We start from the raw sequence: 19,474 nt of genomic DNA, 5'->3' as shown, positions 1-19,474 counted from the left end.
TTAGGGGCCGGGCGGCCCCGCCGTGCGTCCGGGCTCCGGAACGACCGGCTGCCGCGGTGGCTCAGGCGGCCGGGCGCACGTGGGGCACGACCATCGGCGTCCCTGCTTGTGGATCGTCGATGACGTCGGCGTCGAGCCCGAAGATCCCCTGCACCAGGCCGGGGGTGAGGATGTCCCGGGGCGACCCGTGGGCCTGGATCGCCCCGTCCTTCATAACCACCAGGTCGGAGGCGAAACGTGCCGCCTGGTTCAGGTCGTGCAGCACCGCCACGATGGTGCGCCCCTCGCGGTTGAGTTCGGCGAAGAGCTCGAGCAGGTCGTACTGGTGGGCGATGTCCAGGAACGTCGTCGGCTCGTCGAGCAGGATGATGTCGGTGTCCTGAGCCAGGACCATGGCCAGCCAGGCCCGCTGGCGCTGGCCGCCGGACAGCGAGGACACCTGTTCCTTCTCCAGGCCGTCCAACCGGGTCCGTCCCAGGGCTGCGGCGATGGCCGCGTCGTCGGCCCGGGACCACTGGCGCAGCAGCGTGTGGTGGGGGTGGCGGCCACGGGCGACCAGGTCGCTGACGGTGATGCCCTCCGGCGCCACGGCACCCTGGGGCAGCAGCGAGACCCGACGGGCGACGGCCCGGCCGTTCATCGACGCGACGGCGGCACCGTCGAGCATGATCCGCCCGGCGGTGGGCTTGTTGACGCGGGCGAAGGCCTTCAGGAGCGTGGACTTGCCACACCCGTTGGGGCCGACGATGACCTTGAAATCCCCGGCGTGGATGTCCAGGTCCAGCTCCTCCACGATGGTGCGGGTGCCGTAGCCGAGGCTGATGCCCGCGGCGGAGAGGACGGGTTGGGCGTTGTGGCTCATGCCAGCCCCTTTCTGAATTCGCGGACTAGCAGCGCGCCCAGGTACACGCCGCCGATGGCCAGGGTGAGGATGCCGACCGGCAGCGAGTGCGCCCACGGCGCCTGCTGGGCGACGAGGTCGGCGGCGACCAGCAGCAGCGCGCCGGTCAGCCCGGAGAGCAGCATTTGCGGACGCCCGCTGTGGGCCAGCCGCCGGGCGATGTGCGGGGCGGTCAGCGCGACGAAGGCGATGGGCCCGGCGACCGCGACGGCACCGCCGGCCAGCACGACGGAAAGCAGGACCGCCCACCGCCGCGTCGTGACCGCAGGGGATCCGAGGGCCCGCGCGACGTCGTCGCCCATTTCACTCAACGCCAACGGCACGCTCAGCAGGGCCAACGGGGCGGCGCAGACCAGCAGGACCACCCCGATGGTCGCGGCATGCTCCCACGAGCGGGCCTCCAGGGACCCGTTGAGGTAGGAGGAGAGCATGGTCGCCTGGTCGCGGGCCACCACGTAGACCACGTACTGGGTGAACGCGGCGGCCATGGCGGAGACGCCGATGCCGGCCAGGATCATGCGCAGCGGATTGCCGAACCCGGTGCCGGTGCCCAGCGCGACGAGGCCGACCGCCGCGGCGGCGCCGAGCACCGAGCCGAGCGGGATCGAGGCGGCGCCGGGCAGCAGCAGGCCGAAGAACGCGGCACCCGCACCGGCCCCGGCGCTGACGCCGATGACGTCCGGGCTGCCCAGCGGGTTGCGGGTTACGGATTGGAACAGCGCGCCGGAGAGGCCCAGCGCGATCCCGGCGCCAACGGCCACGACCAGGCGCGGACCGCGCAGATGCCCGAGCACGAAGGCCTGCTTGCCGTCCGCGGCCCCGCCGAACAGGGCGCCGAACAGCCGGGACGGTTCGATCCCGAGCCCGCCCATCGTCAGCGTCCCGAAGGCCCCGGCCAACAGGAGCAGCACCAGGATGGCGGCCACGGCCACCGGGCGCGGCGCCACCGGCAGGGCGATGCGCGAGCCCAGGCGCAACACCGGCCCTCCGGCAGCGGACGACGCCGGTGCCCGCCTCGGGTGCGGTCCTTGCGGGGCGCCCGGTGCCGGTGGGGCACCCGGGAGGGCCCCGCCGTCGTGCTCCGGGTCGGTGCGTTGCGTGGTGAGCCCGCTCATGACCGGTCCCCCAGCCGGCGCACGACCAGCAGCAGGATCGGCGCGCCGACGAAGGCGGTGACGACGCCGACCATGAGTTCCTGGGGGCGCAGCAGCACCCGGCCGATGACGTCGGCCCCGAGCAGGACGATCGGCCCGACGAGTAGGGCGCCTAGCAGCTGGCGGCGCATGTCGAGCCCGACGAGGGCACGGACGATGTGGGGCACGGCCAGCCCGATGAAGGCGATGGGGCCGACGGCGGCGGTGGCCGCGGCGCTCATCAGGGTCGCAGCCCCGAGCCCTGTGGCGCGGACCAGCCCGGTGCGCACTCCCAGCCCGGTGGCGGCGTCGGTACCCAGTGCCAGGGCGTTCATCGCGCCGGAGACGGCGAACGCGATCAGCAGCCCCAGCAGCAGGAACGGCAGGACGGAGAACAGCTGGCTGTAGGCGCCGTGGTGCAGCGAGCCGACGACCCAGAAGCGGTAGTTGTCGAAGGTCTGCGGCAGGCTGAGCGCGATGCCCTGGACGTAGGCGGTCAGCACGGCGGTGACGACGGCGCCGGCGAGGATGAGCCGCACGAGATTGGCGCCGCTGGAACCGGCGGTGCCCACGACATAGACGGCGACCGCGGCAAGTCCGGCGCCAACGAGGGCGACCCACACGGCGGCCGGGGAGCCCAGGGTGAGGCCGAACAGGGCGGTGCAGGTGACCATGGCGGCCGCGGCGCCGGCGTTGATACCCAACAGTCCGGGGTCGGCCAGCGGGTTCGCCGTGACGGATTGCATCAGGGTCCCGGCCAGGGCCAGGGCCGCCCCGACGGCGATGCCAAGCAGGGTGCGCTGGTAGCGCGAGTCGAAGACTGCCGCCAGATAGGGGTCTCCGTGCCCGGTCCACGAGTCGAACAGCTCGGTGACGGTGGTGGGTTTGGACCCGAGGACCAGGCTGGCGATCACGACGCCGGCGAGCACCAGCAGGCATGCCAGGTAAACGGGCGCAGCCCGCAACAGCCCCGGACGCCGGGTCCGGGTCTGCTGCGGGCTGGTGGCCAGGGGGGTGGTGCTCAGGATGGGGTCCCTACTTCTTGGCGTGGGAGATGGCCTCGTCGATCATCGGCACGTACCGGTCCAGGGCATACGGGACGGTCAGCGGGTTGATCATCGAGGAGGCGGTGACGAAGGCGTTGTCGTCGCTGGCGACCACGGCACCCTGTTTGATGGCCGGGATCTGGGCGTAGAGCTTGTTCGACAGCGCCTGCTTGCGGGCGGCGGCATCGGAGTAGAACGTGAAGACCAGGTCGCTGTCGTTGAGTTGGTCGGCGTTCTCGTAGCCGATGACTGCCGAGTCGGTGCCTTCGGTCTCCTTCATCTTCTCCACCGCGGGGTCGGGCTTCAGCCCGAGGGCACCGACCATGGCGGCGCGCTGTTCGGTGGGCAGGAAGACGCCGAGGGTATCGGGCGTCGTGTAGACGTAGGAGAACGTGTAGTCGGCATACTCCGGGTGGGCCTTCGCCGCGTCGGCCAGCTGCTTCCTGAGGTCGGCGACCAGGCCCTGGGCGTCGGATTCCTGTCCGAGGGCCTTGCCGACGATGTCGATCTGCTGGTCCCAGTCGATGCTCCAGGCCTGGTCCGGGTAGGCAACTGTCGGGGCGATGGCGTTCAGCGTGTCGAACTGTTCCTGGGTCAGGCCGGACCAGGGGGCAAGGATGACGTCGGGATCGAGCTCCACGATCTTTTCCATGTCCAGCTGCTCGCCGGAGCCGACGAGCTCGGGCAGCTTCCCGCCGTCCTTCTCCACGGCTTGGTGGATCCAGGGCAGGTAGCCGGTTTCGTCGGCTGCCCAGGCGTACTCCTCCATGCCCACGGGGATGGTGCCAAGCGCGATGGAGGTCTCCGCGGACCCCTGCCCCAGCGTGATGACGCGTTCGGGCTTCTTCGGGATCTCGGCGGTGCCCAGCGCACTCTTGATCGTCACCGGGAAGCCGGCGGCCTCCGACGCGGGGGCGCTGCCGCCGTCACCGGATGCATCGCCGCCGGCGCATCCTGCCAGGGCGAGGGCCGAGGCGGCCAGGAGGGCGACACCGGCCCCGAGGGAACGCAGACGTGCAAAGGTCATGGTTTTCCTTACGCTGATGCGGGCCGGGCAACGTGGCCGGCTCCGCCACTACTCGAATGACGTGCAAGGTAAGGCTACCCCAACCTAACCATCGGGTTGCAACGTCACGAAGTTGTCGCGTAATTATTCCGGATCGGCCCTACAGCCAGCCGCGCTCGGCGGCAATGCCCGCGGCCTCGATGCGGTTGACCGCCCCCGTCTTGCCGATCGCCGACGACAGGTGGTTCCGGACGGTGCCCGCCGACAGGTGCAGGGTGGCGGAAATCGCCGCCACCGCCTTCCCGTCACGGGCCAGGGCCAGGGCCTGGCGCTCGCGTTCCGTCAACGGGTTCTCCCCTTCGGACAGCGAGGCCGCGGCCAGTTCCGGGTCCACGACCCGCAGCCCGGCATGGACCTTGCGGATGGCCTCGGCCAGCTCGGAAGCGGGGGTGTCCTTGACGACGAACCCGCTGGCCCCGGACTGGAGTGCCTCGCGCAGGTAACCGGTGCGCCCAAAGGTGGTGACCATGAGCGTTCGGCACCCGGGCACACCGGCGCGGATGCGGCGCGCGGCCTCGATGCCGTCGACACCCGGCATCTGGATGTCCAGAACACAGACGTCCACGGAAAGCCGGCCGGCCAGTTCCACCGCTGCCGCCCCGTTCTCGGCCTCGGCCACGACCTGGAGGTCGGATTCCAGGTTGAGCAGGGCCACCAGGGCACCACGCACCAACGCCTGGTCGTCGGCGACGAGGATGCGGATGCTCACCAGCTGGCCTCCACCCGGGTTCCGCCGAGGGCGGCCGCCCCCACGTGGAAGGTGGCACCCGCCTCGGCCATGCGCTCGCTCATGCCGCACATGCCATTACCTGCGGTGCTCGCACCCAGCCCCACGCCGTCGTCCTCGATGACCAGGGATCCCGACGCGAAGCGGATGCGGCAGCGGGTGGCCCGGGCATGGCGCAGCACGTTCGTGCCCGCCTCGCGGACCAGCCACCCCAGCGGGTCCCGCAGCCGGTCGGGGACCTGCCCGGCGTGGTCGCCCTCGACCTCGACCGCGACCCCGGCCCCGCCCAGCGTCAGGCGGATCGCCTCGAGCTGGGTGGACAGGTCGTTGCCGCGTAGTCCGCCGACCGTGGCCCGCACATCGGCGAGCGCACCGCGCACCAGCGCCCTGATGTCGGCGATTTCCGACCGGCTGCGCTCCGGGTCGCCCTCGATGAGTCGTTCGGCCAGCTCGGCCTTCACGGCAACGACGGTCAGCGTGTGGCCCAGGATGTCGTGGACGTCCCGGGCGAGGCGTTCGCGTTCGGAGACGAGGGCGAGATCGGCCTGGATTCGGTCGCTGCGGTTGCCCGCCTGGATCAGCGCGAACGTCACCATGTTCAGCACGAAGATCCCCAGTTGGATCGCCGCAATGTAGACGTACTCCCACGCGTCACCCGCGAGCGCCGGCAGCCCGAAGGTGAGCCCGATGCACACAACCCCCACGGCCCAGGCGGCCGGACGCGGCAGCAGAAAACAGGCATACCCGATCAGGAAGGGCGTCATGTACAGGGCGTCGAGGCCGATGAGCACCCCCATGGCCAGGATGATGACCGCCAGAACAGCAAACCCCGCGGGGTTGAACCGGGCCCAGGGGGCATCGGGGTCCAGCCGGTTCCCCCCGATAAAGGCCAACAGGTAGACCCCGACGAAGAGTCCGATCAGCAGGTAGCCCAGGGTCATCCGGACAGGCCCGAGGCCCGCCTGGAGCATGGCCACGATGGTGTACCCCAGGAAGACCAGCCAGATCGCCGAGAGGAGCCACCCGCGTTGGGCCCACCGGTCGGCGGACGCCTCGGCGGGTCCGCGGGCGGCTGCTAGCCGGGTCATGGCGGGTCCTCCTACCGGCGGGCGCGGCCGCGGCGCACGGCCAGGACCGCGACGAGCCCGAAGATGAGTAGCCATGCCACTAGATTAGCGATCAGCGCCCATAAGGGGTCCACATTCGTGGAACCGGATTGGGCGCCCTCCAGGACGGGCCACCTCACGAGGCCGACGAAACCGTACATCGGGGTGAACCGGGCGACGTCGAGCAGGGTGCCGGACAACGGGACGAAGACGTTCCCGAGGAACGAGAGCACCACCAACAGCCCGGAGGCAATGCCCATCGCCGACTCGCTCTTGAACAGCATGGCGATGGCGTAGCCGAACAACGCGAACAGGATCGATCCGACCAGCGCGATGGCGAACGTGGCGGCCCACATCCAGCCATGGTCGGCGTGCGCGCCGGTGAGGGCACCGACGATGAAGACGACGGCGATCGACAGTGCCGTGACGACGAGTGCGACCACCGCCTTTCCGGCGACGAAACCGGCCGGCCGCAGGGGCGTCAGGCCAATCTGCCGGCCCCATCCCTGCATTTGCTCGACCGCGGAGACGCCGGTGACCGTGGTGGCGGCGACCGATGCGCCATAGGCGGCCATCGAGGCCATGATGTAGAACTTCACGTTGCCGTTGCCGGCGCTTTCGTTCGCATAGCTGAACGACAGGCCGAAGATGACGTACATCAGGGTGGGCAGGACGAGGACGAACATCAGGTTCATGACATCGCGCAATTGGCGGGTCAGGTCGATGCGGACAAAGGTCGCGTTCATGGTGTTTCCTTCGGGGTTCGGGATGCCGGGTCAGGCGCCGACGGCGTCGGCCGGTGTGGTGGCGGGCGTCCGGGTCATCTGGACGAAGGCGCTCTCCAGACTGGGGGCGGAGATCTCCAGCTCGGCCCCCTGCCCGCCATTGAGCAGGTGCCGGGCCACGGCGTCGGAATCGGTGGTGGTGATGGTGGCCCGGGTGCCGTTGACCTGCACGTCGGTTACGCCGGCGATGGCGCGGAGTTCGGCAAGTCGAGGATCGTCGGGGTCGATGGCGCCATGGTCCTGGAGCGTCGCTGCCACGGTCCGGCCGGCGGCCAACGCCCGGACGCTGGACGTGCTGCCGTCGGCGATGATCTTGCCGGCATTCATGAGCACGATGCGCTGGGCGAAGCTCTCGGCTTCCTCGAGGTAGTGCGTGGCGAAGATGACGGTGCGCCCTGCCGAGGCATCACGGCGCATGGTGGCCCAGAAATCGCGCCGGGCGTTGACGTCCATGCCCGCCGTGGGCTCGTCGAGGATCAGGATGTCGGGGTCCGGCAGCAGTGCCAGCGCGAATTTCAGCCGCTGCTGTTCGCCTCCGGAACACTTGACCACCTTCCGGCGGGCCAACCGGGCGGTATCGGTGGCCGCCATGACCTCCTCCACCCGCCCCTTGGCCCCATGCAGGGAGGCGATGGCCAGGACGGTCTCCTGCACGGTGAGGTCGCGCAGGAGCCCGCCGGTCTGCAGGAGAGCGGACATCCGGCCGGCGCGGACCGCGGCCTGGGGCCGCTGGCCGAAGACGCTGACGGTCCCGGAGCTGGGGCTCGTTAGCCCCAGGGCCATATCGATGGTGGTGGTCTTCCCGGCACCGTTGGGGCCGAGCAGTGCCACGATTTCCCCGGCATTGACCGTCAGGTCGATGCCGTCGACCGCATGGAGTCGCCCTCCATCGGAGGGGAAGGTCTTGCGCAGGTCCTGCAGCTCAAGGGCTGGTGTCGGATTGTCCATGAGGTAAGTCTTGCCGCAGTCCAGCTTCCGCACCTCTGGCAGCGCTCACGATCTGCCCATGACCGTTGTCATGGGCCGGGAGGGCCATCCAGCCGCCGCGACGCGGCGTCCTGGTGGGCCAGCCGGCGCAGCGCCAGGATGACGGGTTCGTAGAGCGCGGTGCCCAAGACGGCGTGCTCCACCGTGGCCGCCGGCTCCCCGGGCATCCCTGCGACGTCGTACTCGGCCATCTCCATCAGGGAACGGCCATAGACCCTCAGGCGTTCCGGGCCCATCGGGATTCCCGCGTCCGCGACGGCCTGCAAGGCACGCTCGAGCTGTGCCACGGCCGCATAACCTGGATCGAGGACCTGCCCCAGCGACTCCAGCGCCTCCCGGGCCAACGGGTAGGCGGCACCAGAACCGTCTCCTGCCCCGGATTCCTGCAGATAGGGCGGCAGCGCCGCAACCGCACGGCCGAGCGTGTCGAAGGTGCTCTCCCCCGGCTCGTCCATGAGTCCCAACACGACCCGGACCTTTTGGATCGGCAAGCCGGCCACCTCGGCCAGCGCTTTGATCACCCGGATCCTGTGCACATGGGCGGGCCCGTAGTCGGCCTGCGTGGCGCCCCGGGAGGCGCCGGGCGGAATCAACCCTTCGCGCAGGTAGTACTTAATGGTGGACACGCTGCTGCCGGCGGCGGCGGCAAGTTCTGAAATGCGGATGGTCGCCTCCCTTGACTATTGGATAGTAACAGTATCCAATCTTAGGTACTAGCACTATCCAATTGGTCGCAGAACCAGGACCCATCCTCAGGAGACATCATGGATACGGGAAGCACCCTCACCGCAGGGATCGTCTTGTTGGCGGTGGTCACCATCGCCTATGGGGGAACGTTCGTGCTGCGCGTGGTCTCGGGTAAACAGCCCGCCAACGACTTGCAGCAGTCCTTCTTCCGGGCCGGACATGCCCACGCCGGGGTGCTCGTCATCCTCGGACTGGTCGTACTGCTGCTCATGGACGCCGCCGCCGTGGCAGCCCCGTTCCGCTACGCGGCCGACGGCATCCTGTTCTCGGCGATCCTGATGCCTGCGGGATTCTTCCTCTCGGTTATCGGCCGGAATCCGGCAAAGCCCAACGGGTTCATCGCGCTGTTGTGGGCGGGGGCCGCGCTGCTGACGGTGAGCCTTGTCGTCGGTGGCATTGGGTTGATCAGGGCCGGTTGAGGGCCACCAGCGCGGTCGTCGACCCCGACGCGTTGGCCTTCCCTCAAGCGCTCTGGCTCCCTCCTTGAAACCGCATGATTCGCCCCACGGCTTCGGCGACCGCTTCACGTCCCGCAGCGAAGCTCAGCCGCACCGCTCGCCGGCCCCCGGAACCGTCGAAGTCCCCACCCGGGACGAGTGCCACGCCTTCCTCCTCGAGCAACGCCGCGCAGTAGGCGGTGGAGTCCTCGAAACCGCCCAGGGCGTCGCCCAGATCGGCATAGAGGTAGAACGCCCCGTCGGCAGGAGCTGCCGGGCCCCAGCCCAGCTGCGGCAGGTTCTCCAGCAGGACGGAGCGGGTCACGGTGAACTCGTCGACGAATCCTTGCGCCTGGCGGTAGGAGTCCTCGGTGAAGGCCTCCACAGCGGCCATCTGGGCCGGGGCCGGAGGGCAGAGGGCAACGTTGCCGGCGAGCGCGTCGACGGCCGGAAGCAGGTCGTCGGGAACGATCGCCCAGCCGAGCCGCCACCCCGTCATGCCCCAGTACTTGGAGAAGCTGGAAATCACGACGCCGGAACGGTCCAGTTCCCAGGCACAGACGCCCCGCGGGTCCGGGTCTCCGATGGCGGGGTAGGTGATGCCGTGGTAGATCTCGTCGCTGACCAGCCGCACCGCGTGGCGCAAGCACCACGCGGTGAGATCGGTGAGCTCGCCCCGGGAGACCATGGTGCCGGTGGGGTTGGCCGGCGAGGCAAGCATCAGGCCACTGAGGGGACCGTGTTCGGCCGCCGCGGCATCGAGCTGTTGCGGGGTGGGCTGGTATCTGGTCTCCGGCCCGCAGTCCAGCTCGACTACCTCGACCCCCAGCGCACGCAGGATGTTCCGGTAGGCGGGATAACCGGGCCGCGCGAGTGCCACGCGGTCGCCGGGATTGAATGCGGCCAGGAAGGTGAGCATGAAGGCGCCGGAGGATCCTGTGGTCACCGCGACATTGGCTGCCGGCACGTCGATCCCGTACCAGCGCCGGTAGTGTTCCGCGATGGCCCCGCGGAGTTCCGCGATGCCGAGCGCCGGCGTATAGGTCAGGGGCACGCCCGAACCGTGGATGGCGGCCGCACGTTCCGATACTCCTGTCGGAGCGCCACCACTGGGCTCGCCGGCGCACAGGGAGATGACGTCCCGGCCGGCGGCACGCAGTTCGGCCACGCGGGCCAGGATGTCCATCACCTGGAACGGCGGAACCTGGGCGCGGGAGGCAACGGTGAGTGGTCGCTGGTTCACTGGGTTGCTCCTCATGCTCGGTTCTCGGTCGATTCCCCTAGCCTGACACACGCCACCTCCGGCGAAGCCTCCCTGCCGGCCCTACGCCCAGAGGGTGAGCCGGCGGCCCGCCCCGGAAATCCTCCACGTCGTGGTGCGGACCCACAGGTGACAGGCCGCCGTCGATCCGGTGGCCACGTGCAGGCAATCCGGCACCCCGTCCGGCGTGGAACCCGCATACCCGGGTGCGTCAGGATTCCAATGGTCGGCGTTGGGCTGGTGGGCCCCGAAAACGAGGCCGGAAGCGTCACGTACCCCGGCCCCGGTCAGCCTGTCGTGCAGACGGAGGTCCTGCCGTCCCGAGAACTCTTGGTACAGCCCCACCAGTGACAGGTCATCGCCGCAGCCATGGCACCTCCACATCCGGTAGACATAGCAGAGCAGGCACTCGCGCCATTCCGGGATCCTGGACAACGGCGGAATGTCCCGGATCCGCATTGGCGGGACTTCCCTCCGCACTGGCCGCCTGGTGCCGGTCATGGTGTCCCCTCTCGACAACACCACACTCCGCCGCCCCTCAACAGCTGCCAGCGCGTGGCGAACCGGAAGTGGATAGCCGGGCCGTGGGATCCACTGTGGAGGAAACGTCGCCGACCTATGAGAAGGCGTCGAGCCGCCGCAGGTAGAAGTGCAGGGGTGCGTGGCGCAGCCGCTCGGGGAGGCGGGGATAGACGAGTGCCGCCGTGCGCAGCAGGGCCCGGAAGACGCCGTCGTGCACTGGCCCATAGGGCAGCCCGAAGCCCGCCCGGAGTTCGGGGGTGAGCAGGCCGGCCGTGAGCAGTCGCGCAGTGGGCATGAGCATCCGCGCCCAGGTCGGCGCTTTGCGGGCCGCGAGCAGGTTGCGGCCGACCCGCAGGATCGTCCGGTCCACGGAGAGCTGTGCGCTCATCCGGTCCCAGTAGGCGGCGAAGTCGGCGCGGGTGGCCGGCCAGGCATCTGCCGGCATGTGCAGGGCCGTCCCCAGGACGGCGTACTCGCGGTAGATCCGCTCCGCCGTCGCTGCCGGCAAGGGCGGGAACAGGGCGTCGTGGACCACCATCGCCGAGTCGTAGAGGGTGGCGGCGACCCACAGCTGGGCGTCGGGGTCGTTGGCGTCGTAGGCGGGGTGGCTGCCGTCGGGCGCGGCGTCGGCGTGCACGGGTGCGTGGGCGCGTTCGACCCAGCGGCGGGCGGCGTCGGCCTGGGCCGGGGTGCCGTTGGTGAGCGCGTAGATGTAGGTCAGGGTCCCGTGCAGCCGGGCCAGCGGGTCCTCGACGAACCCCGAATGGCGGGCGACGCCGTGGCCGACCGGCGGGTAGGCCAATTGCAGCAGGATGGCCCGGCCGGCCCCGGCGAGCAGGACGGACTCCGGGGCCATGTCGGCGATCGTTGGCGGTGAACCGGTGCCCGTGCCGAAGATGCCCATGCCTTCGATGCTAGCGCCCCCGGACACCGGGCTGGTGGGCCCCGGCGCTCGGTGGCGGCTGGCATCGTGCCCTATGCTCAATCCAGCATGACCATCCAGGGGGGAACATGAAGATCGACGTGGCGTGCCGCATCACCGCGGGGGTGGCTCTGGCCATGGCCCTGTCGGGATGCTCGGGGTGGGGGCCCGCCCGCGACGCACCCCGGGACACCGCCGGTGCAGTGGTCTCAGCCGGGGCGGTCGATGCCAACATCCTCAAGGTCGGCGATTGCCTGGACGATCCGGACAGCGAGGAGTTCGAAACCGTGGGCGCAGTGCCCTGCGGCGACCCGCATGAATACGAGCTCTTCCACGCTTTCACCGTAGCTGGCATGGCCTTTCCCGACGACGACCAGTGGGACGAGCTGACCGAACCGTGCTACGCGCAGAAGTACACCGAGTTCGTCGGTGTCGCCTACGACGAATCAGAACTCGACGCGCTCCCCTTCACCCCCACCGAGGAGACGTGGGTCGGCGGCGACCGCACAGTGCAGTGCGTCATTGGCGAGGTGGACCTTACACCGGTGACGGGCAGCCTCCGCGGCAGCCACCGCTGATCCGGCCCGGCCCCGCTATTCGGCGGCGGCGAGCTGCCCGCAGGCCCCGTCGATCTCCTTGCCGCGGGTGTCACGCAGCGTGGTGGGGATCCCGGCGTCGATCAGGCGGTTGATGAACTCGTCGGTGACGTCCGGCTCCGAGGAGGTCCAGACCGACCCCGGGGTGGGGTTCAGCGGGATCGGGTTCACGTGGACCCAGCCGCGGCCACGCGCATTGAGCTTCTTGGCCAGCAGGTCCGCGCGCCAACCGTGGTCGTTCATGTCCTTGATCAGCGCGTACTCGATGGAGACGCGGCGCCCGGTGGTCCGGTAGTAGTTGTAGGCCGCGTCGATCGCCTCATCGGCCTTCCAGCGCGAGTTCACCGGGATGAGCTCGTCGCGCAGCTCGTCATCGGGGGCGTGCAGGCTCAGCGCGAAGGTGATCGGGATGTTTTCGGCGGCCAGCTTGTTGATGGCCGGGACCAGGCCCACGGTGGAGACGGTGATGTTGCGAGCGCTCATGCCCAGCCCCTCGGGGGCGTCGTCGATCATGCGGTGCACCGCCGTCATCACGCGCTTGTAGTTGGCCAGCGGTTCGCCCATGCCCATGAAGACGATGTTGGTGACGCGCTCGGCGTCGTGCCCGCCGTCGCGCCGTCCACCCTTCAGCCCGCCTTCGGCGATGACCCGGTTGGCCTGGACGATCTGGTCGAGGATCTCCGCGGCAGACATGTTGCGGGTCAACCCCGCCTGGCCGGTCGCGCAGAACGGGCAGTTCATGCCGCAACCGCACTGGCTGGACACGCACAGCGTGACGCGTCCCGGGTAGCGCATCAGCACGGATTCGACGAGTGAGCCGTCGAAGAGGCGCCAGAGGAACTTGATGGTGTCCCCGTTGTCGGTGGTCAGCCGCTTGACCTCGGTGAGCAGCGTCGGGAACATGGCATCGACCAGTTCGGCACGGCGTTCCTTGGGGAGGTCGCTCATGCGCTCGGGGTCGGTGCTGTAGTGCTGGAAGTAGTGGACCGAGAGCTGCTTGGCCCGGAACGCCGGCAACCCGAGCTCCTTGAGCTTGGCCTGGCGTTCGGCCAGTGAGAGGTCGGCGAGGTGCACGGGCGGCTGCGAGACGCGCGGCTTGGACTTGAATTCGAGCTTGGGTCGGCCGTCGGGCGCCATGGCCTGCGTCCAACCCTCCGCCGTGGGACGGACCTGGGTGCGCCCCTCCTGCTCGGCGCGGCGCTCGGAGATGCGGCGCGTCTCGGACTCGACGTGCTTGGAGGTGCGATCGGCGCGCGCGGCGACGGCCTCCGAGGTCCGGCTGCGGGCGTGCTCGGCGGAGTCGGGAACTGCGGAGTTGTGGGAAGTAGTCATTACCCCCATTGTCCCATGCTTGTCCAGCCGACACCCGGGCCCCATGGCGCCGCTCACAATTGGGACGTTATCCGGCACCGCCGTCGTGCCCCGGGCCGCCGGACCCCGGTGCCGCGTCGCGGGCGGACGCCTTCGCGGCGCGACCGTCGAGACGGCGTGTGTGGCGAGCCCGCAGCCCCGTCCGCGCGTTCACGACGGCCGACGGCATGTTGCGCGTCTCCCACCACTGGATGACCGTGGAGATCAGGCGCCCGAGCACCAGCGACACGATGATGGCCAGCAGGACGGCCACCTCCGTGTCGAGGCCGTCCCAGATGCCGGAGAGCACGCCGACACCGACCGAGTAGATCGACCAGACGATGCCGGCGATCAGCGACTGCCGCACGAAGACGCTCCACGGATGCGGGATCAGCGCGGACCCGACGTTCAGGGTCAGCCGTCCCAGCGGGATGAACCGCGAGGTCATGACCAGGGGCAGGTCGTTGTCCTTCAGTCGGCCGCGCGCCGCGGCCAGGGCGGATTGCCATCGGCGGCCGGAGAGGATGCGCCAATGCACGACGTCGAAGCGCAAGGCCAGCGCGTAGGTCGCCATGTCCCCGGCGAGGGCGCCGATGAGCATCGCGACACCGAGCAGCACCGGATTCAACGTGTCGGAATTCGCGGCCAGGGCCCCCAATGCCACGAAAAGCGTCGTGCTGGGAACCGGGGGGATGAGCGCCGATACCGTCACGAACAGGGCGCCGACGGCATAGACCCAGATGTCGTCGAGGGAGCGAAGTCCCTCGCCCAACTCGTCCACGGGTCGGCCTTTCGTTGTCAATGATGCGTTCGGGCATCGATCCTATGCCAGTCGTGCTCCCGGCGTCGCCTGGCGCATGACGCCTTCCGTCCAGCGGCAGGAGCGACTTGGCCGATGACCAGATGGGTGTGACGCTGGGCGGATGACGAAACTCCAGCCACTCGCCAACCTCTACGGGTCCGACGTGTCGGCCGACGTTCCGGCTTCCCCGGACGGTGTCATCGCCCTCCGAGACCAGGATGCCCTTATCTGGGAGCACGCAGCGCCCCTGCTCGCCGTCAGGGACAACGATGCACATACCCTTTATGCGTACGCACTGGCGATGTCGTTCCTGTCCGGTCATCCCGAGGCGGATCCCGAAGTGGTCGGCCCGGCGATCCTCCTGCATGACATCGGCTGGTCGCAGGTCCCTCCGGACGAAGTGCTGTCCGCTATCTCGCCCAGTGGCGGGCGACCCGATCTCGTCCTGCTGCACGAGCGCGAGGGTCGCCGCCTGGCCGAGCAGATCCTCTCAGATCTCGACTACGACGCCGGACGCAGCGTGCGGATCCTCGAGATCATCGACGGCCACGATTCCCGCCGCGAAGCCCTCGACATCGACGATGCGATCGTGAAGGACGCCGACAAGACCTGGCGCCTGAGCCCCCATGGGCTGGATACCATCATGGACTGGTTCGGCTTGGACCGGGACCATGCCCTGCGCCTGTGCAGCGCGCGGGTCCACGGGCATCTGTTCACCGACGAGGCGCGTGCCGCGGCCAGGTCGTTGTCGGCACTCGAGTCCGCGAACCTCTGGTCGCAACGCCGGGCGCTGCTGGAACGTTAGGCCGCTGCCGCCTGCTGGGCCCAGCGGCGCTTGCGGAAGATGCTCACGTCGTCGTTGTCGATGAGGTCCGGTGCCGCCCAGCCGTCCAGAACATCTTCCGACCCGCAGGTCTCGGCGAAGCCGGTCATCATGTCGGTCGCGCCCTGGGCCCGTGCGGCGAAGAGCATCTCGATCTTGACGCTTTCGTGGTTGCCGGCCCAGTTGCGCTCGTAGATCTCGTGCCGCCCCCGAACTCAGTACAGATGGCTTGCCTGCGCAGCTTCACCAGCTTCACCCGGTCCACCGCCTGGACCCCTCCTCGCCACGGATGCACTTGCCCAGGTGCGGGCGAAGCTCCGGGGTCTCGAGGTCCAGTGCCGACAACTTCACGTAGATCAGCAAACGCTCCGGCGTCATTGTCCGTGCCTGGCCTTGGTGCCCTTGATCAGACCGACTTCCGGTGTCCTCACGGCGAGTATCCACCAAACTTCCTGCAGTAGGACCCCCTCTAAAAGATCGGTTTGCTAAAGCACTTCCGCTGGGCGGAAGCGCAGGATGGCGATTCGCCTGTCACGGACGCACGATTGCTAGCAGTCCTCGACGTGTTGCACGTCACTATTACACCAGCTACTGGAATGCACTTTCACATGCCTAGCAGTGATAGCCCATCCCCACTTGAGGACCAATCCCCCAGCTAAGGAGCTCATGGGATGCAGTACCACCACGACGGTTACATCGGACGCAACCCTCGCATCAGGGATGCGGCAGGCTCTGGTGTTGATCGCACCGCTGAACTTCCAGACACCATGGACGTACTCATCGTGGGAGCCGGCCCCGCTGGCATCGTTCAGGCGGCCCAGTTGACGGACTACCCAGATGTTCACACGAGGATCATCGAACGGCGCCCTGACCGACTCGTGGCCGGCCGCGCCGATGGGCTCTTTCCCCGGAGCTGCGAGACGTTCCAGGCGTTCGAATTCTATGATGAGATCGCCCACGAAGCTGCACACATGCGGGAAATGAGCTTCTGGGGCCCCAATCCTGATCGGCCCACAGAGATCGCACGGGGAGCGCGGGCAGATGATCCGCCGTCCTACGTCAGTGAATTCCCCATCCTCACGGTCAATCAGGCCAGGGTCATCGACTATTTTGCCGAGCGCGCTGCCAATGGACCTGCCCGAATTGACATCAACTACGGCGTCGAGTTCCTCGACCTGACGGTTCGAGACAGCGGCGAGTATCCCGTTGAGGTGAGAATCAAAGACGAACTCGGCAACGAACGCACCGTGCACACGAAGTATGTGGTGGGCTGCGATGGAGCACGCAGCAAGGTGCGCGATTGCATCGATGTGGACGTTGTCACGGATCCGGCCGATCAGGCGTGGGCAGTCATTGACATGATGGCCAACACCGATTTCCCCGATTTCCGCACCAGAAGCGGCATCCTGTCCGACAAAGAGGGCTCAATCCTTCTCATCCCCCGTGAGGGTGGCTTCCTGACCCGATTCTATGTCTCGCTTGATGCCCCCACTGCGGAGAACAGGGAACGGATCCGGGCCACGACTGCTGAGGACGCCATCAAACGTGCCAATCGCATCCTGCACCCCTACTCTGTCGATGTCCGTCAGGTGACGTGGTTCAGCATCTACGAGGTCCGCCATTCGGTCGCGCAGAGCTTCGACGATGTGGCTGCTCGTCAGGATCCGCGCCTAAGTCCGCATGTTTTCATCGCGGGCGATGCCTGCCATACGCACAGCGCCAAGGCAGGTCAGGGTATGAACGTCTCTATTCAGGACGGCTGGAATCTCGCATGGAAGCTTGGCCAAGTCCTGGAGGGACGCAGCGACGAGTCCCTGCTGAAGACTTATCATGAGGAGCGGCAGGACGTGGCGCAGAAACTCATCGAGTACGACAAGGAATGGTCGGCCATGATGTCTCGGCGACCTGAGGAAATGCAGGGGCCGCACGAGATCGTTGACTTCTTCGTGAACACCGCAAACTTCCCTGGCGGCTTCGACACGAAATACCAGCCCTCCACACTGATCGGCACCCCCCAGCACCAAGAACTCGCCCAGGGCTTCCCCATTGGGATGCGTTTCAAGTCGGCCCAGGTTTCACGATTTGCCGATACGACGACGGTTCAACTCGGTTATCATTTCCGCGCGGACGGTCGCTGGCGGCTCTACGCCTTCGCGGACAATTCGGGCCAGGCCGTAACCGATCTGGCCGCATGGCTGGAAACCTCCGATGAATCCCCAGTTACCCACTTCACCGCCGAAGGGTCCGATATCGACAGCGTCTTTGACGCCAAGGTGATCTACCAACAGTCATACCGTGACGTGGACTTGGCCAAGGTTCCAAGTCTTTTCATGCCCAAGGTGGGCCACCACAAAGTGACTGACTGGGAGAAGGTCTACGCGGCGATGCCCCAGGATGACATCTTCGAAGCACGCAAAATCGACCGCTCAGGTGCACTGGTCATCGTCCGACCGGACATGTATGTGGCGCACGTTCTGCCCTTGAATGCGCGCGCGGAAATCACGGAGTTCTTTGCACAGAATATGGCGCGCCCTAAGGTGCCGAATTTCTCCTGACCTGCGCACCGTTTGGAAGCAGAGTATCGGGCCGCCGGATGCACGCCGTCCCGCCGGCCCGATATTCTGCCGCCCCGGAACAAGGGTCCGCGTCGCGGAGGGATGCGTGAGATAAGGAACTCTGTTTCAGTCCTGCAACTTCTTTACCCACCCGCCCCTGTGTCGCTGGACTGACTATTTCCATGGTGGTCCGAAGGATCAGGAGCCATCCATGGATCCTGATCCTTCTCCCATGCCGGCGTATGACCTCGGCTTTGGCCCAGCCCGGTGTCGCCGCTGGAAGCCTGAGAGGGCTCCTCAATGGCCCGACGAGCCCCGGTGATCTCCCGGCAGTCCTCCCGCGAAATCCTCAGAACTATCTCCCGGACGCCAGTGCTGAATCCCCGCAGGAACGGACGGTCGCCGTCATAGATGACGGGTTTACCCGGCCACGGCGTCCCCATCCCGCCCTGATGGCAGAAAAAGGCATCGACCTCCTCACGCCGGATGAATTCCCCACTGCGCTCGCCCACTCGGGCACTGACTTTTCCTGAAGTCAGCCTCAGCTACGGCAATGTCAGGATGGTTTCCGCCGCTTAGCAGGGGCTGGCCCCCTGACGCGGACATTCAGCCAACTCAATACCTGCGTATTGTCCTGCGACCACAACCAGACCCGGCCACCAGACGGAATTCTGTCGGTGGAGAACTTCGGCAATCTGATGTCACGATCGGCTTGGGAGTCATGGGGCCAAGAGTGCAACGGTGGCCACAGTCGAACGAAATGGCCACGCGACGATTCGCGCGCCCTAGAATCAAGCATGGCGGCACCCCCGTGGCACCGCCAATCGAGGAACAATCCAGAATGGCGGCAGTAATGGCGGGCGGCAGCAAGGCGGACGGACGTAGCGTCACGTCCAAGGTGCTGGGGATCCTCGAGGTTTTCGAGACCACTCGCCGATCCATGACGCTCACAGAGATTTCCACGCACTCGGGTCTTCCCCTGAGCACCACGCACCGCCTGGTGGGCGAACTGGTCGATTGGGGCTTCCTCTCCCGCGGCCCGAATGGACGCATCCAGCTGGGACTCCGGCTTTGGGCCATAGCCCAGAACGCAGGCCGGCAGCTACGCGAAACGGCTCGCCCCTTCGTCCAGGATCTCTTCTCGTTGACCGGCGAAACCAGCCAGTTGGTGGTCCGCGACGGGGCGAGCGCGCTTTACATCGACCGCGTATACGGAACCAAGCGGGTGCCCCGCGCCTCGCGCGTCGGTGGCCGGCTGCCCCTGCACGCCACTGCCTGCGGCAAGGTGCTGCTCGCTTACGATGAGGACTGGGTTCGCTTGGGATATCTCCAACGCACCCTGGAACAGCCCACTATGCGCACCCACGTCAACCCGGAGCGACTGGAAGTTGAACTCTCGGAAGTCCGCAACCAGGGTTATGCCACCACCTTCGAGGAGATGCGCATGGGTTTGTGCTCGATCGCAGTACCGGTTTTCCACACCGGAAAGATCGGCTGCTCGATCGGCCTGGTGCTCCCCGCCGGGCAGGCATCTGCGATGAACCGACATCTCCCCGTCCTCAACGGCATCGCCGCCCAGATCCAGCGGGCCACGGCCCACATCCCGTTGGAGACGCTGCTCGGGAGCCTTATCGATCCATTGCCGCCGGCTCCCCCGGAACACTGAACCGACTCTTCGCACTGCGAGCGCCGGCACATACGCCTTCCG

Annotated in this window: 21 protein-coding genes; 5 read left to right on the top strand and 16 right to left on the bottom strand. The window is 67.7% G+C overall.

Annotated elements, in window-relative coordinates:
* Positions 1-61: 61 nt before the first annotated feature.
* From AC1MEQ_RS12005 to AC1MEQ_RS11965, 9 genes are all read right to left on the bottom strand, one after another.
* Positions 62-862, bottom strand: coding sequence for an ABC transporter ATP-binding protein (locus AC1MEQ_RS12005; RefSeq protein WP_479791030.1), 801 nt, complete (start codon positions 860-862; stop codon positions 62-64).
* Positions 859-2,016, bottom strand: a complete 1,158-nt coding sequence (locus AC1MEQ_RS12000) for a FecCD family ABC transporter permease (protein ID WP_479791029.1) — start codon at positions 2,014-2,016, stop codon at positions 859-861. Before AC1MEQ_RS12000 ends, AC1MEQ_RS12005 begins: the two co-directional genes overlap by 4 nt.
* Entirely contained in the window at positions 2,013-2,999 is a 987-nt protein-coding gene (locus AC1MEQ_RS11995) for a FecCD family ABC transporter permease (protein ID WP_479791028.1), read from the bottom strand. Before AC1MEQ_RS11995 ends, AC1MEQ_RS12000 begins: the two co-directional genes overlap by 4 nt.
* Before the next feature lie 70 nt (positions 3,000-3,069).
* Positions 3,070-4,107: an iron-siderophore ABC transporter substrate-binding protein gene (locus AC1MEQ_RS11990; RefSeq protein ID WP_479791027.1), complete on the bottom strand. Its 1,038-nt coding sequence runs from the start codon at positions 4,105-4,107 to the stop codon at positions 3,070-3,072.
* Between the two features lie 139 nt (positions 4,108-4,246).
* On the bottom strand, positions 4,247-4,858 hold the full coding sequence (locus AC1MEQ_RS11985) for a response regulator transcription factor (protein WP_479796118.1): 612 nt from the start codon (positions 4,856-4,858) through the stop codon (positions 4,247-4,249).
* Positions 4,852-5,961 (bottom strand): sensor histidine kinase, encoded by a 1,110-nt coding sequence (locus AC1MEQ_RS11980; RefSeq protein WP_479791026.1) that lies wholly within the window; start codon positions 5,959-5,961, stop codon positions 4,852-4,854. Before AC1MEQ_RS11980 ends, AC1MEQ_RS11985 begins: the two co-directional genes overlap by 7 nt.
* 11 nt (positions 5,962-5,972) lie before the next feature.
* Positions 5,973-6,725: an ABC transporter permease gene (locus tag AC1MEQ_RS11975; RefSeq protein ID WP_479791025.1), complete on the bottom strand. Its 753-nt coding sequence runs from the start codon at positions 6,723-6,725 to the stop codon at positions 5,973-5,975.
* Positions 6,726-6,755: 30 nt separating this feature from the next.
* Positions 6,756-7,712 (bottom strand): ABC transporter ATP-binding protein, encoded by a 957-nt coding sequence (locus AC1MEQ_RS11970; RefSeq protein ID WP_479791024.1) that lies wholly within the window; start codon positions 7,710-7,712, stop codon positions 6,756-6,758.
* A 68-nt stretch (positions 7,713-7,780) separates the two neighbouring features.
* On the bottom strand, positions 7,781-8,377 hold the full coding sequence (locus AC1MEQ_RS11965) for a MerR family transcriptional regulator (protein ID WP_479791023.1): 597 nt from the start codon (positions 8,375-8,377) through the stop codon (positions 7,781-7,783).
* A 138-nt stretch (positions 8,378-8,515) separates the two neighbouring features.
* Between AC1MEQ_RS11965 and AC1MEQ_RS11960 the strand changes: the two genes are divergently transcribed.
* Positions 8,516-8,917, top strand: a complete 402-nt coding sequence (locus AC1MEQ_RS11960) for a hypothetical protein (RefSeq protein WP_479791022.1) — start codon at positions 8,516-8,518, stop codon at positions 8,915-8,917.
* Positions 8,918-8,960: 43 nt separating this feature from the next.
* On the opposite strand, the gene AC1MEQ_RS11955 is transcribed toward AC1MEQ_RS11960, so the two are convergent.
* The 3 genes from AC1MEQ_RS11955 to AC1MEQ_RS11945 all read right to left on the bottom strand — a co-directional run bounded on the left by AC1MEQ_RS11955 (position 8,961) and on the right by AC1MEQ_RS11945 (position 11,622).
* Positions 8,961-10,193 (bottom strand): aminotransferase class I/II-fold pyridoxal phosphate-dependent enzyme, encoded by a 1,233-nt coding sequence (locus AC1MEQ_RS11955; protein ID WP_479791021.1) that lies wholly within the window; start codon positions 10,191-10,193, stop codon positions 8,961-8,963.
* A gap of 66 nt (positions 10,194-10,259) precedes the next feature.
* Positions 10,260-10,631: a hypothetical protein gene (locus AC1MEQ_RS11950; RefSeq protein WP_479791020.1), complete on the bottom strand. Its 372-nt coding sequence runs from the start codon at positions 10,629-10,631 to the stop codon at positions 10,260-10,262.
* A 181-nt stretch (positions 10,632-10,812) separates the two neighbouring features.
* Complete coding sequence (locus AC1MEQ_RS11945; RefSeq protein ID WP_479791019.1) at positions 10,813-11,622, bottom strand: oxygenase MpaB family protein; 810 nt, start codon at positions 11,620-11,622, stop codon at positions 10,813-10,815.
* 107 nt (positions 11,623-11,729) lie between these two features.
* On the opposite strand from AC1MEQ_RS11945, the gene AC1MEQ_RS11940 reads away from it, so the two are divergent.
* The gene (locus tag AC1MEQ_RS11940) at positions 11,730-12,218 is read left to right on the top strand and encodes a septum formation family protein (RefSeq protein ID WP_479791018.1); all 489 of its coding nucleotides are present in this window, start codon (positions 11,730-11,732) and stop codon (positions 12,216-12,218) included.
* 15 nt (positions 12,219-12,233) lie between these two features.
* On the opposite strand, the gene rlmN is transcribed toward AC1MEQ_RS11940, so the two are convergent.
* Together rlmN and AC1MEQ_RS11930 are read right to left on the bottom strand one after the other, a co-directional pair.
* Entirely contained in the window at positions 12,234-13,568 is a 1,335-nt protein-coding gene (rlmN, locus tag AC1MEQ_RS11935; protein WP_479791017.1) for a dual-specificity RNA methyltransferase RlmN, read from the bottom strand.
* 67 nt (positions 13,569-13,635) lie between these two features.
* A complete protein-coding gene (locus AC1MEQ_RS11930) occupies positions 13,636-14,367 on the bottom strand; it encodes a DedA family protein (protein ID WP_479791016.1) in 732 nt (243 codons plus the stop codon).
* A 142-nt stretch (positions 14,368-14,509) separates the two neighbouring features.
* Here AC1MEQ_RS11930 and AC1MEQ_RS11925 point away from each other — a divergent pair, with 142 nt between their 5' ends.
* Entirely contained in the window at positions 14,510-15,193 is a 684-nt protein-coding gene (locus tag AC1MEQ_RS11925) for an HD domain-containing protein (protein WP_479791015.1), read from the top strand.
* Here AC1MEQ_RS11925 and AC1MEQ_RS11920 read toward each other — a convergent pair.
* Positions 15,190-15,360, bottom strand: a complete 171-nt coding sequence (locus tag AC1MEQ_RS11920) for a hypothetical protein (protein ID WP_479791014.1) — start codon at positions 15,358-15,360, stop codon at positions 15,190-15,192. The genes AC1MEQ_RS11925 and AC1MEQ_RS11920 overlap by 4 nt on opposite strands.
* 103 nt (positions 15,361-15,463) lie before the next feature.
* The gene (locus tag AC1MEQ_RS11915) at positions 15,464-15,589 is read right to left on the bottom strand and encodes a hypothetical protein (RefSeq protein WP_479791013.1); all 126 of its coding nucleotides are present in this window, start codon (positions 15,587-15,589) and stop codon (positions 15,464-15,466) included.
* Between the two features lie 293 nt (positions 15,590-15,882).
* Between AC1MEQ_RS11915 and AC1MEQ_RS11910 the strand changes: the two genes are divergently transcribed.
* The gene (locus AC1MEQ_RS11910; protein ID WP_479791012.1) at positions 15,883-17,766 is read left to right on the top strand and encodes an FAD-dependent monooxygenase; all 1,884 of its coding nucleotides are present in this window, start codon (positions 15,883-15,885) and stop codon (positions 17,764-17,766) included.
* Between the two features lie 841 nt (positions 17,767-18,607).
* Complete coding sequence (locus AC1MEQ_RS11905; RefSeq protein ID WP_479791011.1) at positions 18,608-19,432, top strand: IclR family transcriptional regulator; 825 nt, start codon at positions 18,608-18,610, stop codon at positions 19,430-19,432.
* Positions 19,433-19,474: the final 42 nt, after the last annotated feature.

It is taken from the genome of Arthrobacter sp. ASL1 (assembly GCF_056680475.1).
Note: the sequence above shows the minus strand (reverse complement) of the source record. Positions and strands in the feature narration are given on the sequence as shown.

Coding starts and splice junctions, on each gene's coding strand:
- AC1MEQ_RS11970 (WP_479791024.1), bottom strand. CDS start 7,712: ATGGACAATCCGACACCAGCCCTTGAGCTGCAGGACCTGCGCAAGACC.
- AC1MEQ_RS12000 (WP_479791029.1), bottom strand. CDS start 2,016: ATGAGCGGGCTCACCACGCAACGCACCGACCCGGAGCACGACGGCGGG.
- AC1MEQ_RS11915 (WP_479791013.1), bottom strand. CDS start 15,589: ATGACGCCGGAGCGTTTGCTGATCTACGTGAAGTTGTCGGCACTGGAC.
- AC1MEQ_RS11975 (WP_479791025.1), bottom strand. CDS start 6,725: ATGAACGCGACCTTTGTCCGCATCGACCTGACCCGCCAATTGCGCGAT.
- AC1MEQ_RS11960 (WP_479791022.1), top strand. CDS start 8,516: ATGGATACGGGAAGCACCCTCACCGCAGGGATCGTCTTGTTGGCGGTG.
- AC1MEQ_RS11905 (WP_479791011.1), top strand. CDS start 18,608: ATGGCGGCAGTAATGGCGGGCGGCAGCAAGGCGGACGGACGTAGCGTC.
- AC1MEQ_RS11990 (WP_479791027.1), bottom strand. CDS start 4,107: ATGACCTTTGCACGTCTGCGTTCCCTCGGGGCCGGTGTCGCCCTCCTG.
- AC1MEQ_RS12005 (WP_479791030.1), bottom strand. CDS start 862: ATGAGCCACAACGCCCAACCCGTCCTCTCCGCCGCGGGCATCAGCCTC.
- AC1MEQ_RS11945 (WP_479791019.1), bottom strand. CDS start 11,622: ATGGGCATCTTCGGCACGGGCACCGGTTCACCGCCAACGATCGCCGAC.
- AC1MEQ_RS11980 (WP_479791026.1), bottom strand. CDS start 5,961: ATGACCCGGCTAGCAGCCGCCCGCGGACCCGCCGAGGCGTCCGCCGAC.
- rlmN (WP_479791017.1), bottom strand. CDS start 13,568: ATGACTACTTCCCACAACTCCGCAGTTCCCGACTCCGCCGAGCACGCC.
- AC1MEQ_RS11925 (WP_479791015.1), top strand. CDS start 14,510: ATGACGAAACTCCAGCCACTCGCCAACCTCTACGGGTCCGACGTGTCG.
- AC1MEQ_RS11910 (WP_479791012.1), top strand. CDS start 15,883: ATGCAGTACCACCACGACGGTTACATCGGACGCAACCCTCGCATCAGG.
- AC1MEQ_RS11940 (WP_479791018.1), top strand. CDS start 11,730: ATGAAGATCGACGTGGCGTGCCGCATCACCGCGGGGGTGGCTCTGGCC.
- AC1MEQ_RS11920 (WP_479791014.1), bottom strand. CDS start 15,360: ATGCTCTTCGCCGCACGGGCCCAGGGCGCGACCGACATGATGACCGGC.
- AC1MEQ_RS11955 (WP_479791021.1), bottom strand. CDS start 10,193: ATGAGGAGCAACCCAGTGAACCAGCGACCACTCACCGTTGCCTCCCGC.